Origin of the sequence: Streptomyces yangpuensis (assembly GCF_024666385.1) — a bacterium.
GTDB lineage: Bacteria > Actinomycetota > Actinomycetes > Streptomycetales > Streptomycetaceae > Streptomyces > Streptomyces yangpuensis.
The window spans coordinates 938048-954216 of the sequence record NZ_CP102514.1 but is presented as its reverse complement, the minus strand read 5'-3'; the positions used below and the strand labels follow the sequence as shown (position 1 = coordinate 954216).

At 73.8% G+C, this 16169-nt stretch carries 13 protein-coding genes; 10 read left to right on the top strand and 3 right to left on the bottom strand.

Annotated elements, in window-relative coordinates; genetic code table 11:
- The first annotated feature begins 7 nt into the window (after window positions 1-7).
- A complete protein-coding gene (locus tag NRK68_RS04415) occupies window positions 8-436 on the top strand; it encodes a universal stress protein (protein ID WP_257855018.1) in 429 nt (142 codons plus the stop codon).
- A 39-nt stretch (window positions 437-475) separates the two neighbouring features.
- Window positions 476-985 carry a GNAT family N-acetyltransferase gene (locus tag NRK68_RS04410; protein ID WP_183068041.1) on the top strand — a complete coding sequence of 170 codons (510 nt, stop codon included), beginning with the start codon at window positions 476-478 and terminating at the stop codon, window positions 983-985.
- A 34-nt stretch (window positions 986-1019) separates the two neighbouring features.
- On the opposite strand, the gene NRK68_RS04405 is transcribed toward NRK68_RS04410, so the two are convergent.
- The 3 genes from NRK68_RS04405 to NRK68_RS04395 all read right to left on the bottom strand — a co-directional run bounded on the left by NRK68_RS04405 (window position 1020) and on the right by NRK68_RS04395 (window position 4590).
- Window positions 1020-2297: a cation:proton antiporter domain-containing protein gene (locus NRK68_RS04405; RefSeq protein ID WP_183068040.1), complete on the bottom strand. Its 1278-nt coding sequence runs from the start codon at window positions 2295-2297 to the stop codon at window positions 1020-1022.
- On the bottom strand, window positions 2284-2904 hold the full coding sequence (locus NRK68_RS04400) for a flavin reductase family protein (protein WP_183068039.1): 621 nt from the start codon (window positions 2902-2904) through the stop codon (window positions 2284-2286). Before NRK68_RS04400 ends, NRK68_RS04405 begins: the two co-directional genes overlap by 14 nt.
- 84 nt (window positions 2905-2988) lie before the next feature.
- Window positions 2989-4590 (bottom strand): tryptophan halogenase family protein, encoded by a 1602-nt coding sequence (locus NRK68_RS04395; protein WP_183068038.1) that lies wholly within the window; start codon window positions 4588-4590, stop codon window positions 2989-2991.
- A gap of 177 nt (window positions 4591-4767) precedes the next feature.
- Here NRK68_RS04395 and NRK68_RS04390 point away from each other — a divergent pair, with 177 nt between their 5' ends.
- The 8 genes from NRK68_RS04390 (at window position 4768) to NRK68_RS04355 (ending at window position 16158) form a co-directional block, all read left to right on the top strand.
- Window positions 4768-5760: an AfsR/SARP family transcriptional regulator gene (locus NRK68_RS04390; RefSeq protein ID WP_183068037.1), complete on the top strand. Its 993-nt coding sequence runs from the start codon at window positions 4768-4770 to the stop codon at window positions 5758-5760.
- Window positions 5761-6029: 269 nt separating this feature from the next.
- Window positions 6030-7541 carry an aldehyde dehydrogenase family protein gene (locus NRK68_RS04385; RefSeq protein ID WP_257857763.1) on the top strand — a complete coding sequence of 504 codons (1512 nt, stop codon included), beginning with the start codon at window positions 6030-6032 and terminating at the stop codon, window positions 7539-7541.
- Complete coding sequence (locus tag NRK68_RS04380) at window positions 7538-9367, top strand: non-ribosomal peptide synthetase (RefSeq protein ID WP_183068036.1); 1830 nt, start codon at window positions 7538-7540, stop codon at window positions 9365-9367. Before NRK68_RS04385 ends, NRK68_RS04380 begins: the two co-directional genes overlap by 4 nt.
- A gap of 3 nt (window positions 9368-9370) precedes the next feature.
- Window positions 9371-10123 (top strand): thioesterase II family protein, encoded by a 753-nt coding sequence (locus NRK68_RS04375; RefSeq protein WP_257855014.1) that lies wholly within the window; start codon window positions 9371-9373, stop codon window positions 10121-10123.
- Window positions 10124-10164: 41 nt separating this feature from the next.
- A complete protein-coding gene (locus NRK68_RS04370; RefSeq protein ID WP_030657510.1) occupies window positions 10165-10344 on the top strand; it encodes an MbtH family protein in 180 nt (59 codons plus the stop codon).
- Window position 10345: 1 nt separating this feature from the next.
- Window positions 10346-11560 (top strand): cytochrome P450, encoded by a 1215-nt coding sequence (locus tag NRK68_RS04365; protein WP_257855013.1) that lies wholly within the window; start codon window positions 10346-10348, stop codon window positions 11558-11560.
- A 15-nt stretch (window positions 11561-11575) separates the two neighbouring features.
- Window positions 11576-15514, top strand: coding sequence for a non-ribosomal peptide synthetase (locus NRK68_RS04360; protein ID WP_257855011.1), 3939 nt, complete (start codon window positions 11576-11578; stop codon window positions 15512-15514).
- Entirely contained in the window at window positions 15514-16158 is a 645-nt protein-coding gene (locus NRK68_RS04355) for a 4'-phosphopantetheinyl transferase family protein (protein WP_257855010.1), read from the top strand. Before NRK68_RS04360 ends, NRK68_RS04355 begins: the two co-directional genes overlap by 1 nt.
- Window positions 16159-16169 lie beyond the last annotated feature (11 nt).

Genomic DNA, 16169 nt, shown 5'->3' with positions numbered 1-16169 from the left:
CCCGGCGATGTCAGTGGTCCTCGGTTACGACGAATCACCCGGCGCCGAGCGGGCCCTCCAGGTCGCTCTGGAGGTGGCCACCGCCTTCGGCGAACCCCTCGTCCTCGTCTACGGGGCGGCCGCCCCGGGCCCCACCGGCGAGGAGTCCCGCGCCCACCGCGAAGCCGTCCGCCAGGCGGGCCGCAGCGCCCTCGCGCACGCCGTCGAGGAGGCGGACGCCGCCGGTGTGCCGTCGACGGTCGAGGTGGCGGACGAGAAGCCCGCCCAGGCGCTGCTGGACGCCGCGGCGCGCCACGGCGCGCGGGTCATCATCGTCGGCAGCTGGGGCGACAGCCCCCTGCGCGGCGCCCTGCTCGGCTCCACCCCGCACAAGCTCCTGCACCTCTCGCCGATCCCCGTGCTGTGCGTACCGACCGAGAGCGCGCCGCAGCGGTGAAGCGGGCGCGCAGGCCGCCGACGCGCCTACGATGCCCCGATGACCGAACTCCAGCGGCTCCGAGCCGAACACGCCCCCGCCCTCCTCGCGTTCGAACAGGCCAACCGTGCCTACTTCGCCGCGTCGGTGCCCGACCGCGGAGACGCCTACTTCGCCGACTTCGACGCCCGGCACGGTGAACTCCTCGCCGGGCAGGCCGCCGGCCGTGACCACCTCCACCTGATCATCGGCGGCGACGGGGAGGTCCTGGGGCGGGTCAACCTGATCGACGTCGAGGACGGCTCCGCCGAACTGGGCTTCCGCGTGGCGCAGACGGCGGCCGGCCGGGGCCTGGCCACCAGCGCGGTCCGGCAGGTCCTGGTGCTCGCCGCGGACACGTACGGGCTGCGGACCCTGCGCGCCGCGGCGGCCGTCGACAACACCGGATCGCGCACGGTCCTGCAGCGCACGGGGTTCCTGCCGGTGGGGGAAACGGTGCTGGACGGCCGTCCCGCGATCAGTTACGCCCGGGATCTGCCGATCGGACGGCAACGGCCGGCGGGCGCCTGAAAGTCGTCGGGCATCCGCCGGCCGGGGTCGGCCGTCAGGGGCGGGCGAGCGCGTTCTCGGGTGCGGCCGGTGCCTCGTCCGCAGAGCGCGCCTCCTTGGCGCGCAGCCGGGTCAGCGCCGGGCTGGTGATCGCTGTCGTCACCAGTGCCATCAGCACCAGTATGGTGAACAACTGCGGCCCGATGACGCCGAGTTCCAGACCGACGTTGAGTACCACCAGCTCCGTCAGCCCCCGGCAGTTCATCAGGGCGCCGATCGAGAGGGCCTCCCGCCAGGGTCTTCCGCAGGCGCGTGCCGCGCCCGTGGCGCCGCCCCACTTGCCGAGGAAGGCCACCGCCAGGACGGCGGCCGTCCAGAGCCACAGCTCGGGCGAGGCCGTCAGCCCGCCGATGTCGGTGCGCAGGCCGGTGTGCACGAAGAACAGCGGCAGCAGCACGGGCACCGTGAAGGCGCGCAGCCGGGCCGCGGCGACCTCGATGCGCCCCCCGGTGCGCGGGGTGATCACACCGAAGAGGAACGCCCCGAACAGCGCGTGCACGCCGATCCGGTCGGTGGCCAGCGCGGACAGGCTCAGCCCGCTGAAGAGCGTCACCAGGACCACCGCGTCGCCGGCCCGGTCGGCGCGGGCCGCCCAGCGGGCCAGCAGCGGCCGTACGGCGTACAGCATGAAGAGCGTGAACGCGACGGCGAGCCCGGCCGTGGTGGCCGCCTCCACCGGGGAACCGGCCGAGGAGAGGGCCACCACCAGCGCCAGCAGGCACCATGCGACCACGTCGTCGACGGCCGCGCAGGCCATGGCGAGCGCCCCGAGCGGCGTCCCGTACAGGCCCCGGTCGATGAGGATCCGGGCCAGGACGGGGAAGGCCGTGATGCTCATGGCCACCGCCATGAACAGGATGAACGGTGTCCGGTCCACGCCGTCCGGGGCGAAGTCGCCGTACATCGTGACGGCGAGGAGCGCGCCGAGGGCCAGCGGCAGGAGCATCCCGGCCTGACTCACCGCGACCGCGACCCGGGTGTGGCCGCGCAGGTTCTTCAGGTCGAGCTCCAGCCCGACCAGGAACATGAAGGCGAGCAGGCCGAGTTGCCCGAGCACCGAGGTGTACGGCAGGACGGACGCCGGGAACAGCGCGTGCTGGGCCTGTGGCCAGATCCAGCCCAGCAGCGACGGGCCCAGCAGGATGCCGGTGGCGATCTCGCCCACCACCGGGGGCTGGCCGAACCGGCGGCAGACGGCGGCTCCCACCTGGCAGGCGAGGATCACCGCCGGGACGGCGACCAGCAGGGCGGGCAGCGGATCAGCGGACGACACGGGTGCCTCCTTCGGGGGCGCCGGGGCGCAGCGCGGCGGACGGGTCGAGGAGGGCGGCCGGCGGCGGGGCCGCGGCCGCGTCCGACCACCGGGCGTAGCGGCGCAGGCCGTACAGCAGGGGCTGCGGATCCTCCCGCAGGGTCACCCGGTGGACCTCGGCGAACACGGCCGTGTGGTCCCCGAAGCCGAGGGTCCTGACCACGGCGCAGTCCGCTACGGCGTGGGCGTCCGCGGTCAGGTGCGGTCCGCCGGCGCCCAGCGGCAGCCGCCACTCGACGCGGTCGAAGCGGTCGGCTGCGCCGGAGGCGAACAGGTCGGAGGCACCGCGGGCGCGTTCGTGCAGCAGGTTCAGGGCGAAGGCACCCTGGCCGAGGACCACCGCGAGCGTCGGGCTCGCCGACCGTACGCACACCACGACGGTGGGCGGGTCCAGTGCGACGCTCGCAACGGAACTGCAGGTCAGGCCGTGGGGAACGGCGTCCTGGTCCAGGGTGGTGACGATGGACACCCCGGTGGGGAAGGCGGCCATGAAGGGCCGGAGGTCCGCGCGGCGGTCTCTTGCCGAATCGTCCGGCGCGGCGGGATGGGGCGCGGAGCGGTGGGGCATGTCTGACTCCTGAGGTGGCTGGAAGCGACTGCGGCCCGGCAGCCGGCGAAGTGCCGTGCTGCCGGGCCACAGGGGCGGAGGGCCTTACGCGCCGTGGAGTTGGCGCAGGTAGTCGTACGCGCTGGGGAGGGTCTCCAGCAGGTTCTGCTGCTGGCGCTTGACGGTGTCGAAGAGGGGCTCGGCGCCGGCCACCGACTCGGGCCGGTGCGCGAGGGTGGGCAGCGGGGCGTCCGGCTCCAGACCGAGGCCGGCGAAGATGCAGTAGTAGCTGCCGTTGGTCCAGAAGTTGCGGAACTCCGCCTCGAAGTTGCCGTAGTACGTGGACTCGTCGGTGATCGGGGAGTTGATGGGCAGGCCGGCCTTGTAGGCGGAGATCTTCTGCTTGATGTTGTCGGGGAGGACCAGCTTCTTGTTGGCCTGCCAGAACGGCGTGTCGTTGCGCGGCGCGTAGAAGAAGTGCGCCTGGATGAAGTCGCGGGTGTCGTCGAACATCACCTCGATCTCGTTGTTGAAGCTGTCGATCAGACCCTTGTTGAAGGTCTTGTCCGGGAAGTGCTTCGCCAGCTGGTAGATCGCGGCCGTGATGAAGTAGATGCCGGTCGACTCCAGCGGCTCCAGGAAGCAGGACGACAGGCCGATGCTGACGACATTCTTCACCCACGCGCGGCGGTTGCGGCCGACCCGGAAGCGGATGTGGTTGAACTTCGTCGAGTCGACGTCCAGGCCCCACATGTCGGCGAACTCGCGGGTGGCGGTGTCCTGGTCGGCGAACGTGCTGGAGTACACGTAGCCGGTGCCGAAGCGCCCCAGCATGGGGATCTTCCAGGCCCAGCCCGAGGACATGGCGATCGCCGAGGTGTAGGGCTCGACCCCGTTCGCCTCGTCGTCGTGCGGGACGGCCGTGGCCACCGCGCTGTCGCACAGCAGGTGGTCGCTCATGTCGATGAACGGTTCCTGCATCGCCTGGTTGATCAGCAGCCCGCGGAAGCCCGAGCAGTCCACGAACAGGTCGGCGTCCAGGGCCAGTCCGCCCTTGGTGTGCAGCGTCGTCACGTAGCCGCGGGAGTCCTGCTCGACCCGGACCATCTCGTCCTGTACGTGGTTCACGCCCTGCTTCTCGGTGGCGAACCGGCGCAGGAAGTCGGCCACCAGCTGGGCGTCGAAGTGCCAGGCGTACCGGGTGGCCGGCCGGCCGTCGAGCCAGCGCGGCGCCTTCATCGCGTCCATCACGGGGGGCTCGCGGAAGCAGGCGTAGTCGAACGGCTCGGTGGTGCGGCCCTCGTACTTGCGCTTGAACCAGTAGTGCGACAGGGGCGTCTGGTCGTAGTCGGGAAGCAGCCCGAACGGGTGGTAGAAGTGGTCCGGCCCGCCGCCCGGCAGCTCGCGGGCCGTCGACTCGCCCTGTCCGTCGGTCCGCCAGTTCACGAAGCGCACGGCCATCTTGAAGCTGGCGTTGCACTCCCGCATCCACTCGTCCTCGGCGATCCCCAGGTAGTCGAAGAAGGAACGCTGCAGGTTGGGCACGGTGGCCTCGCCGACGCCGATGCGCGGGATCGTCGGCGCCTCGAGCACGGTGATGTCGACCGTTCCCTGCAGCGCCTTGCCGAGATACGCGGCCGTCATCCAGCCGGCCGTGCCGCCTCCCAGGATGACGACCTTCTGAAGCCGGGTGTCGGTGCTGGTCATGAAACAGCCCTCATTTCGGAGTCGGCGGTACGGGTGGTCGTGCTCATCAGTGTCGAAAAACGCCCTATCACCGCCCTACACCGCAAAGATCCGGCCGTTGTAGGCCCGATATAGGCCCTACGAACAGACTCTTCGCAGGCACAGCGGCAGGGCGGACGACACGACCGGGAGGACGCGATGACCACCGCAGCGACCGAGACAGCGGGGCCGGCGGTACGCGTCCGCTTCCTGGGCGATTTCGAGCTGACCGTGAACGGCACCCCCGTACGGCGCTGGCGGGCCGGCAAGGCCCGCGGCCTCTTCCAGTACCTCGTGGTCCACCGCGGCCAGATGCTGACCCGCGACCGGCTCTACGAGTCGCTGTGGCCCGGCGCCGACAGCACCGCGGGCAGCTCGCTCAAGGTCGCCGCCCACGCCCTGCGCCGGGTGCTCGACGCCCACCCCGACCGCCCCGGCGACTCCGGGATCCAGCTGGTCTACCGCGACTTCGGCTACGTCCTGCACGTCACCGGCCTGTGGTCCGACCTGGACCGCTTCCAGGAGCTCGTGCACACCGGCCTGCGGGCCGCCACCGCGGGCGACACCGCCCTGGCCAGGACCCGACTGCGGGCGGCCATCGCCCTCTACGGGGGTGAGTTCCTGCGCGGCGAGAGCGCCGACTGGGTCGTCGAACAGCGCGAGTACCTCAGGGCGCTGGTCCTGCGGGCCCTGGGCGTGCTGCGCACCGACGCCGAGGACCGCGAGGACTTCGTGGAACTGATCGAGCTCTGCAAGCGCACGCTGGAGATCGACCGCCACCACGAGGAGACCTACCGGGCGCTGATGGCCGCGCACGGCCGGCGCGGCGAACTGGCCTGCGTACGCCGCTGGTACGAGCTGTGCGCGCGCCGGATGCGCGACGAACTGGCCGTGGCCCCGGGCCAGGAGACCCAGCGGCTGCTGCGCGCCCTGATCCCGGCCGCCGCCCGTGCGGCCGCGCCCGCCCCGGCGTCCGTCGGCGGCGCACCCGCCACGGTCCGCGCGCTGCGGCCCGCCGGGCGCCAGCCCGGAACACCCCCATGGAGCGTCGAGGTCCGCACTCCCGCCCTGGCCCGCCCCGTGCGCAGGGCCAGGCCCGACAGCCGGGCGCCGGGCCTGCTGGCCCGCACCGCCGACCCCGCGACCGCGTGACCGCGCGACCGCGACCGCGACCGTGACCGTGACCGGTATCGCGACCGCCTGACGAGCCGGCCCGCGACCGTGACCGTACGCCCCGTGAACACTGCGCCCCCGTAAACACTGCGCCCCCGTGACACTGCGCCCCCGTGACCTGTGACCGACACAGCTGTTCAGCGAGCCCGTGAAATCCGTGACCGAGTGAGGACCCCACCGTGACCGTGCTGACCGTGCCGCCCGTGCCGCAGGACTCCAGACCGCCCGGCGGCGAATCCGACGCGGCCCTGCCGCCCCGCCACACCGACCAGTGGATCGGGGGTGCCTGGGTCGCCTCCGAGGCCGACGGCCGCCTCGTCGTGACCGACCCCGCCACCGAGCGCCCCCTGGCCACCGTCCCCGCCGGCACCGCCCGGGACGCCGACCTCGCGGCCCGCGCCGCCGCCGCGGCCTTCGACGGCTGGGCGGCCACCCCGCTGCGCGAGCGGGCCGCCCTGCTGCGCCGGGTCGTCCAGGCCATGGAGGTACGGGCCGACCGCTTCGCCGAGGTCATCACCGCCGAGGTCGGGGCGCCCGCCCGGATGGCCCGCCACACCCATGTCGGACTCTCCCTCGGCATGGCCGCGCACTGCGTCGAGACCGCCGCCTCCTACGCCTTCGAGGAGCGGGTGGGCCACTCGCTCGTCGTGCGCGAGGCCGCCGGCGTGGCCGCCTGCATCACCCCCTGGAACACCCCGCTGCTGCTCACCGTGCAGAAGATCCTCCCGGCGCTGGCCGCCGGCTGCACCGTCGTGCACAAACCGAGCGAGATCACCCCGCTGCACGCCCGGCTGCTCGCCGAGGCGATCGCCGAGGCCGACCTGCCCCCCGGCGTCTTCAACATGGTCGTCGGCACCGGCGACACCGTCGGCACGGCACTGATCACCCACCCGCTGGTCGACGTGGTCTCCCTGACCGGCTCCACCCGGGCCGGGCGCGAGGTCTCCGCGCTCGGCGCCGACCGGATCAAGCGCGTCCACCTCGAACTGGGCGGCAAGAACGCCAGCCTCGTCCTCGACGACGCCGACCTGGCCCCGGCCGTCGCCGCCACCGTCGACCAGATGCTCTTCAACACCGGCCAGACCTGCCTGCAGTGGAGCAGGCTGCTGGTGCCGCGCGAGCGCCAGGACGAGGCGGTGGAGCTCGCCGTCCGGGCCATGGACGGCTACGTCACCGGCGATCCGCGCGATCCCGCGACCGACCTCGGCCCGCTGGTGTCCGCGGCCGCGCACGCCCGCGTCACCGGATACATCCGGCGCGGCGCCGAGGAGGGCGGAGCCCGCCTGGTCCACGGCGGCCCCGACCGGCCCGCCGGCCTGGACACCGGCTACTACGTCCGGCCGACGGTCTTCGCCGACGTCGATCCGCTCACCACCATCGCCCAGGAGGAGATCTTCGGGCCGGTGCTGTCCGTCATCCCCTACGACGACGAGGAGCAGGCCGTCCGGATCGTCAACGGCACCCGCTACGGCCTGCACGGCGCGGTCTGGTCCGGCGACGACGCCCGCGCCCAGCGGGTCGCACGCCGCTTCCGCTCCGGCCTGGTCGACGTCAACGGCGGCCAGTTCAACCCGGCCGCGCCGTTCGGCGGGTTCAAGCAGTCCGGGATCGGACGCGAGTGCGGCACGGCCGGACTGGAGTCCTTCCTGGAGACCAAGTCGATGCAGCTCCCGCAGGGCGAGGGCGGCCAGGTGGTCGGCCCGCGGCTGCGCGCCACCGAGGCCGCCCGCCCCGCGGACACCGAGAGGAACGACGGATGACCGAGCCCCACGCCGGGCCGGCCGGGGCGGACACCCCGGGCGGGCTCCCGCCGCTGTTCGCCCGCCTGGAACGGTGGACCCGCGAACAGCCGAACGAGACCGCGGTCAAGGCCGTGGACGGCAACCTCACCTACGCGGCGCTCACCGCCCGCACCGCCCGGTACGCCGCCGCCCTCGCCCGCGCCGGAGTCGGCCCGGAGAGCACGGTCGGGCTCCTGCTGGGCCGCTCCCGCGAGAGCGTGCCCGCCCTGCTCGCCGTCTGGAGCCTGGGCGGGACCGCCGTACCGCTCGACCCCGGCCACCCGGTGGAGCGGCTCGGCGGCGTCCTGCGCGACGCCGGGGCCGCCGTCCTGGTCGCCACCGGTGTGCCCGCCGGCCTGGAGACCGGCGGGACCCTCCTGCTGACCCCCCGTGAGGTCCGCCGCGGCGCCCCGGGGGCCCTCGGCGTGACCCTGCCCGCCGCCGACACCTGCGCCTACCTCATCTACACCTCCGGAACCACCGGCCGCCCCAAGGGCGTCGAGGTCACCTACCGCGGCCTGGACACCTTCGTCGAGGCCCTCGCCGGGCTCGGCCTGCCCCCCGGCGGACTCGGACTCAACGCCGTCTCGCCCGCCTTCGACGGCTGGCTCTGGTGCACCCTGCTCTACCTCGTCCACGGCCAGGGGGTGGCCCTCACCGACCTCTCCCTCGACGGACTGCGGCAGGCCGCCGCGGAGGGCCGCGAACCGCTCCCCGCCGGACTGCGCACGGTCTCCCTCACCCCGTCGCTGCTCGCCGCCCACGGCGCGGGACTCGACTCCGCCGAGGTCGTCGTCGTCGCGGGGGAGGCCTGCCCGGCCGCACTCGCCGAGCGGTTCGCCGACGGCCGCAGGCTGCTCAACGTGTACGGGCCGACGGAGGTGACCATCGCCGCCACCTGGGCCGACAGCCGACGAGGGGACGACGTGACCACCATCGGACGACCGCTGCCCGGCTACCGGGCGTACGTGCTGGACGAGGAACTGCGGCCGGTGCCCGCGGGCACCGAGGGCGAGCTCTACCTCGGCGGGCCCGCCGTCGCCCGCGGCTACCGCGGCCGCCCCGGACTCACCGCGAGCCGCTTCCTGCCCGACCCGTTCCAGGGCGGCGGCACCCGCATGTACCGCACCGGCGACGTGGTGATCCGCCGCGACGGGGGCGAACTGGAGTACCGGGGGCGCCGGGACGACCAGGTGAAGATCCGCGGCCACCGCATCGAACTCGGCGAGGTGGAACGCGTCGCCGCCGAACTCCCCGAGGTCGTGGCCGCCGCCTGCTGCCCGCTGCCCCCGGGCCAGACCCTCGGCCTCGCCGTCGTCGCGGCGCCCGGCGTCGACGACCCGGCCGGACTCGCCACCCGGGTCGTGGAGCGCTGCCGCAAGCAGCTGCCCGCGGCCGCGGTACCCGCCACGGTGCGCGTACTGGACCGGATCCCGACCCTGACCACCGGCAAGGCCGACCGCGCGGCACTCGCCCGGGCCCTGGCCGAGCCGGAGGGCGCCGCGCCCGGCACGTCCGGGGGCGGCCCGGTGAGCCCCAGCGAGCGCACCGTGATGGCCGTGTGGGCCGAGGTGCTCGCCACCGAGGTCCCCGGCCCCGACGCGGACTTCTTCGACCTGGGCGGCCACTCCCTGGCCGCCGCCCGCGTGGTGTCGGAGCTGCGCCGCACCACCGGTCTGCGCGTCGGCCTCGGCGCGCTGCTGGCCCGGCCGACGGTCGCCGACGTGGCCGCCGAGATCGACCGGCTCGCCGCCGAGCAGGCCGCGCCCGCCACCGGCGCGGCCGACGCCGCCGAGGGGGCGTAGGCCATGGGCACCTGGATCTCCACCTGGACGGCGGACCCCGCCGACCCGGCCCTGCCCGTGCTGCTGTGCCTGCCCCCCGCCGGGGCCGGCTGCCAGCAGTTCCGCGCCTGGCAGCCCGCGCTGGAGGGCACCGCGCAGGTGTACGGCGTACAGCTGCCGGGCCGGGAGAACCGCTGGCGGGAGCCCATGCCGGACACCTTCGACGAGGCCGTCGACGCCATCGCGGCCGAACTGGTGTCCACCGTCGGGAGCCGGCCGCTGATCGTCTTCGGCCACAGCTTCGGCGGCCTCCTCGGCTACGAGGTCTCCCGCCGCGTCACCCCGCGCGCCCTGGTGGTCAGCGGCTGCCGGGCCCCCGGCCACTGGACCGGAGCCGGCCGCGGCATCGTCGACGACGGGGAGGAGCTGGACAAGCTCTTCGACACCGCCGGCCTCGATCCCGAGCTGCTCGACGAGGACACCCGGGCGCTGATGGTCGCCATGCTCCGCAAGGACGCCCAGCTGTCCCTCAGCTACGTCCACCGGCCCGGCGTCCGCCTCTCCGTACCCGTGCACGCCTGGGGCGCCGACGGCGACGAGACCGTCAGCGCGGCCGACCTCGACGGCTGGGCCGCGGTCACCACCGGCGGCTTCACCCGGCACACCACCACCGGCGGCCACCACGCCGTACTGCGCCGCCCCGAGCCCGTACTGGACCACCTGAGCGCCCTGCTGCGCGGCGAGGGAGCATCCCTCGCCCCGACCGCGACCGCCTGACAGCCCGCCCGCAACCCATCGGCCCGAGCCCGGAGGACACCGTGCCCACCACCCACCAGGTCCTCGTGAACCACGAGGGGCAGTACGCGCTGTACCCCGCCACGCGCGAGACGCCCGACGGCTGGACGCCGGCCGGCTTCGACGGCACCGAGGACGAATGCGCCGCCTTCGTCGACGCCCACTGGCCCGACATCCGCCCGCTCAGCCTGCGAGGAGCCTGAGATGGAGATCGACCTGCTCGACCCGGGCCCCTTCGGCCGCAACGACTTCTGGCCGACGTTCACCTGGCTGCGCGCCAACTCGCCGGTCCACTGGCACCCCGAGCCCGGCAGCGACGACGGCGGCTTCTGGGCGCTGAGCCGGCACCGCGACATCATGAAGGTGTACGCCGACAGCGACACCTTCACCTCGGGCCGCGGGATGCGCCTGGGCAGCGACCCGGCAGCCGTCGCCGCCGTCGCCCAGCGCATGCTCATCGTCTCCGACGTCCCGCACCACACCCGCCTCAAGCGGGCCCTGGGCCAGGCCTTCGGACCCCAGCAGATGCCGCGCCTGGAAGCCCTCGTCGAGCAGGTCGTCGCCGACCTGGTCACCGAGGCCGCCGAAGCCGACGAACTGGACTTCATCGACCTGGCCAAACAGCTGCCCAACCGGGTGGTGTGCGCCATCCTGGGCATCCCGCGCGCCGACTGGGCCTGGATCGGCGCCCTGACCACCGACGCCTTCGACTCCCCGGACGAGGCGGTGCGCAGCAACGCCCACTCGGAGATCTTCCTCTACTTCATCGAGCTGCTCGCCGAGCGCCGGGCCCGCCCCGGCGAGGACCTGGTCAGCCAGATCGCCCACGACACCCTCGTGGACGAGGGCGACGGCAGCGAACGGCCGCTCAGCGACCACGAGATCGTCTTCAACCTCAACGGCGTCCTCTCCGGCGCCAACGAGACCACCCGCTACTCGGCGGCCGGCGCGGTCCACATGTTCGCCGAACACCCCGACCAGTGGCGGCTGCTGCGCCGCCTCGGCCCGGACGGCATCGCCCCCGCGGTCGAGGAGATCCTGCGCTGGACCACACCCGGGGTGCACGCCCTGCGCACCGCCGCCCACGACACCGAGATCGCCGGGACGCCCATCGCCGCCGGCGCCCGCGTCACGCTGTGGAACGTCTCGGCCAACCGGGACGAGGATGTCTTCGCCGACCCGCACTCCTTCCGGGTCGACCGCCGCCCCAACCGGCACGTCGCCTTCGGCCACGGCCGCCACCTCTGCCTCGGCGCCCGCCTCGCCCGCTTCGAACTCGGCGCCCTGCTCACCGAGATGCTCGCCGTACTGGACGGGTTCGAACTGACCGGTCCCGCCACCTTCAACTCGTCCAACTTCACCTGGGGGATCAACAGTCTCCCCGTGCGGCTGCTGCGCAGCCCAGCCTTCGCGAAGTAAGAAAGGGCCCGTACTGTGACCACCGCACTCGTCGACTTCAACCGTTCGGACGCCGCGTTCCCCGCGACCGGGTATCCCGAACTCCTCGCCGGGCAGGCCGCCCGCACCCCGACGGCCACCGCCCTCGCGCACGGCGACCGCTCCTGGACCTACGCCGAACTGGAGGCCGCCACCAACCGCCTGGCGCACGCGCTGATCGCCCGCGGCGCCGCGCCCGGCACCCGGATCGGGCTCTGCTATCCGCGCAGCGCCGAGTACGTCCTCGGCTCCCTGGCGATCCTCAAGACGGGCGCGGCGATCGTCGCCCTCGACCCGGTCAACCCCGACGACCGGCTCGCCGCGATGATCCGCGACGCGGACCCGCTGCTGGTGCTCACCCCGGCCGAACTCGCCCGCCGGATACCCGAGGACGTCGCGCGGGCCGAGGTCGCCACCGCCGGACAGGGCATGCCGGACACCGCACCCGCGTCCGTGACCGGACCCGACACCGTCAGCCACCTCATCTACACCTCCGGCTCCACCGGCACCCCCAAGGCCGTCCTGGAGCGGCACGGCGCGCTCACCAACCTGGTCCACTGGACCACCCGCGCCTACGGGGTCCGGCCCGGCGACCGCGCCTCCTGGATGTCCACCCCCGGGTTCGCCGTCCAGATCATGGAGTGGCTCGCCTACCTCCCGGCCGGCGCCGCGATCCACATCCCCGAGGCGGGGCAGGCGCAGACCCCCGAGCAGATCCGCGACTGGCTGGCCGGCGAGGGCATCACCCACACCATGCTGGTGGCCGCGCTGGCCGAGCCCGTGTGGGGGCTTGACTGGCCGGCGGAGACCGCGCTGCGGATCCTGGTGACCACGGCCGAGCGCGTGCACAGCTGGCCGCCCGTCGACACCCCCTTCCACGTGGTGATGACGTACGGCACCACCGAGACCACCAACGTCCTGTCCTGCCTCGACCTCGGCGCCGGCACCGACTTCACCAGCCAGGCCACCTCCGACGAGGTCCGCGCCACCCGCCAGGTCCCGGTCGGCGTACCCATCGCCAACCTGCGCGTCCACCTCCTGGACGAGGACGGCCGCCCGGTCCCCGAGGGCGAGGTCGGCCGGCTGCACGTCTCCGGGGCCGGGGTCGCGGCCGGCTACCACGGCCGTCCCGAGCTCACCGCCGCGAAGTTCCTCCCCAACTTCCTGCCCGACGACCCGCACCCGGTGCTCTACGACACCGGTGACCTCGCCCGCCGCCGCGAGGACGGCGCCGTCGAGCTCCTCGGCCGCTCCGACTCCCAGGTCAAGATCCGCGGCTTCCGCGTCGAGCTCGGCGAGGTCGAGACGCACATCGCGCGCCTCGACGGCGTCGCCGAGGCCGTCGTCGTCACCCAGGAGCGCGGCCCGGGTGACAAGCGCCTCATCGCCTACGTGTCCCCGGCCGGCGGGGCCGAACCCGACTCGGCCACGGTCCGCGCCGAGGTCGCCCGTACCCTGCCGTACTACATGGTCCCCGCCTCCGTCGTCGTGCTGCCCTCCCTCCCGCGGTTGCCCAACGGCAAGGTCGACCGCCGCAGCCTGCCCGAGCCCCCCGAGGGCCGGGACGGCGTCGGCGCCGGCTACGAGGCACCGCGCAACGAGGTCGAGGACGGCCTGAGCCGGCTGTGGGCCGACGCGTTCCGCACCGACGGCGTCGGCATCCACGACAACTTCTTCGAGCTGGGCGGGCATTCGCTGCTGGCCTTCCAGCTCATCGACGAGATCCGCCGCCGCTACGGCGTCGAGCTGAGCCTCTCCGACCTGTCCACCTGCCCCACCGTCGCCGAACTCGCCACCCTGGTCACCACCGAACGCGCCGGCGGACGCGGCTCCTTCGGCGGCCTCCCGGCGATCGTCCCGGACCCGGCCGCGCGCTTCGAGCCCTTCCCGCTGACCGAGAGCCAGCAGGCCCTGTGGATCGGCCGGGGCGGCCTCGTCGAACTGGGCAACGTCGGCTGCCACGGCTACTTCGAGTGGGAGAGCGAGAAGCTCGACGTCGAGCGCTTCGAGGGCGCCTGGCGCCGGCTCGTCGAACGCCACGACGCCCTGCGCACCCGCGTCCTGCCCGACGGCACCCAGCAGGTCTTCGAGGAGATCCCGGACTACGAGATCCCCGTCACCGACTTCGGCGGCCTCGACGAGGAGACCCGCGCGGCCGAACTGGCCGCCCTGCGCGAGCGGCTGTCCCACCAGGTGCTCGACGCCGACGCCTGGCCGCTGTTCGACGTGCGCATCAGCCTCCTCGGCGGCGGCCGGGCCCGGATCCACCTCTCGCTGGACTTCCTCGTCGCCGACGCCTGGAGCTACTTCCAGGTCCTCATCCCCGACCTGGTCACCTACTACGTGGAACCGGACGCCGAACTCGCGCCGCTGGAGCTGACCTTCCGCGACTACGTGCTCGCCGTCGGGAACTCGCTGCGCGACAGCGAGATCTACCGGCGCTCCGAGTGGTACTGGCGCGACCGCCTCGCCACCCTCCCGCCCGCCCCCGCGCTGCCCGAGCGCCCGGCCGACGCCCCCGAGCTGCCGGTCCGGTTCGAACGGCGCAGCCACGTCGTCTCCCCGGAGCAGTGGACCCGGATCCAGGAACGGGCGCACGCCCGCGAGGTGACCCCCTCCGGAGTGCTCGCCGCCGCCTACGCCGAGATCCTCGGCAGGGCCTGCGGACAGGCCCGCTTCACGATCAACTTCCCGCTCTTCAACCGGCTCCCGCTGCACCCGCAGGTCAACGCCCTGCTCGCGGACACCACCACCACCCTGCTGCTCGCCGTCGAACAGCAGGACTCCACCTTCGCCGGACGCGCGCAGGCCGTCCAGCGCCGCCTGTGGGCCGACCTGGAGCACCGCTACTTCAGCGGGGTGCAGGTCCTGCGCGAGCTGACCAAGCTGCGCGGCTCCCTCGCCCCGGCCATGCCCGTGGTGATGACCAGCCTCGCCGGCCACCCGCCGCAGTACGAGGAGACCGAACTGGGCGCCCCGGTCTACGGGATCTCCCAGACCCCCCAGGTCTCCCTCGACTTCCAGGTCTTCGAGAAGCCCGAAGGACTCACCTTCAACTGGGACTTCCTGCCCGCCGTCTACCCCGACGGGCTCATCGACTCCATGTTCGAGGAGTTCACCGCGCTGCTGGAGGCCCTCGGCGAGGACGAGGTCTGGGAGCGGTACTCCCCGCCGCCCGGCGAGGAGGACGCCGACGCGGCCAGGGCCGAGGAGCGCGACACCGGCGACGCCTGGGAGCGCTACTGGGCCGGCATCCGGCGCACCGGCCGCGGCGGCGACGTCATCTGGGACGCCGACAGCGGCGAGGAGTTCCAGTGGCTCCTCGACCAGGCGCAGCGCCACTTCCGCGCCGGCCTGCCGCTCATCGACCTCGGCTGCGGCAACGGCCGCTACAGCCGCGAACTCGCCCCGCACTACCCGAAGGTCGTCGGCGTCGACGTGTCCGTCAGCGCCATCGACCACGCCAAGCGCGAGGCGGAGGGCGTGCCGAACGTCGACTACCTGGCGATCGACATGACCGACGCCGAACAGGCCGCGGTCCTGGGGGAGGGGCCCTACAACATCTTCGTCCGCGGCGTCTTCCACGTCCTGGACACCGAGGCCCGGGCCCGGCTCGCCGCGATCGCCGACCGGCTGCTGGGCGACGAGGGCACGCTGATCGTGCACGAGCCCGACTACTCCAGCAACTCCTTCGGCTACCTCGGCTTCGTCGGCGGCAAGCGGGGCCGCGCCGAGGACCTGGTCGGCCCGCTGGAGGCGGCCGGCGTCCGGCACTCGCACCGCTTCACCCGGCCCGAACTGGCCGAGGCGTTCGGCGCCGAGGGCTGGGAGATCGTCGAGGACGAGGCGATCGAACTGCACGCCATCGACCCCCGCTCGGACTCCGACGCGCTGCGGCTGCCCGGCTACTACGCGGTGCTGCGCCGCAGGCGCTGATGGCCGGTCTCGCACTGGCCGGGCCGACCGGAGCGGTGCTGGCCGCGGCAGGGGACGTACGGGAGCTGCTGACCCGTACCGAACTGGACCGCGCCGGCGCCCTCCGGTCGGCCGCCGACCGGGACGACTTCCTGGCCGCGCACGCACTGGTCCGGCTCTGCGCCGGGCGGCTCCTGGGCCGCCCGGCGCAGAGCCTCACCGTCGTTCAGAGCTGCGGCTCCTGCGACCGGCCGCACGGCAGGCCGCGGCTGGCCGAGGCGCCCGGCACCGGCGTCAGCCTCGCGCACACCCGGGGCTGGGTCGCGGCCGCCGCGGCCGCCGGCCCCGTCGGCGTGGACGTGGAGGCCGCCGACGACGGCCCCCTGGACTGGCGGACGGCCTCGTCCGTCTGCACGGAGAAGGAACTGGCCGCCCTGCGGTCGGACACCCACCCCCGGCGCGCCTTCCTGCGCCAGTGGGTACGAAAGGAGTCCCTGGTCAAGGTCGGGGCGGGCACGCTCGACGAACCGGCCCGCCTCGACCTTCCCGTGTACGGGCAGGAGCCGCCGCGCTGGCACGGCTGGCGGCTGCTGGACTGGGGCGGCGCGGAGGCCGTCGGATGCGTGGCGGCCCGCGAGGAGATGCGGCTGCGGCTGCTCGGCTGAAAGACTGGATC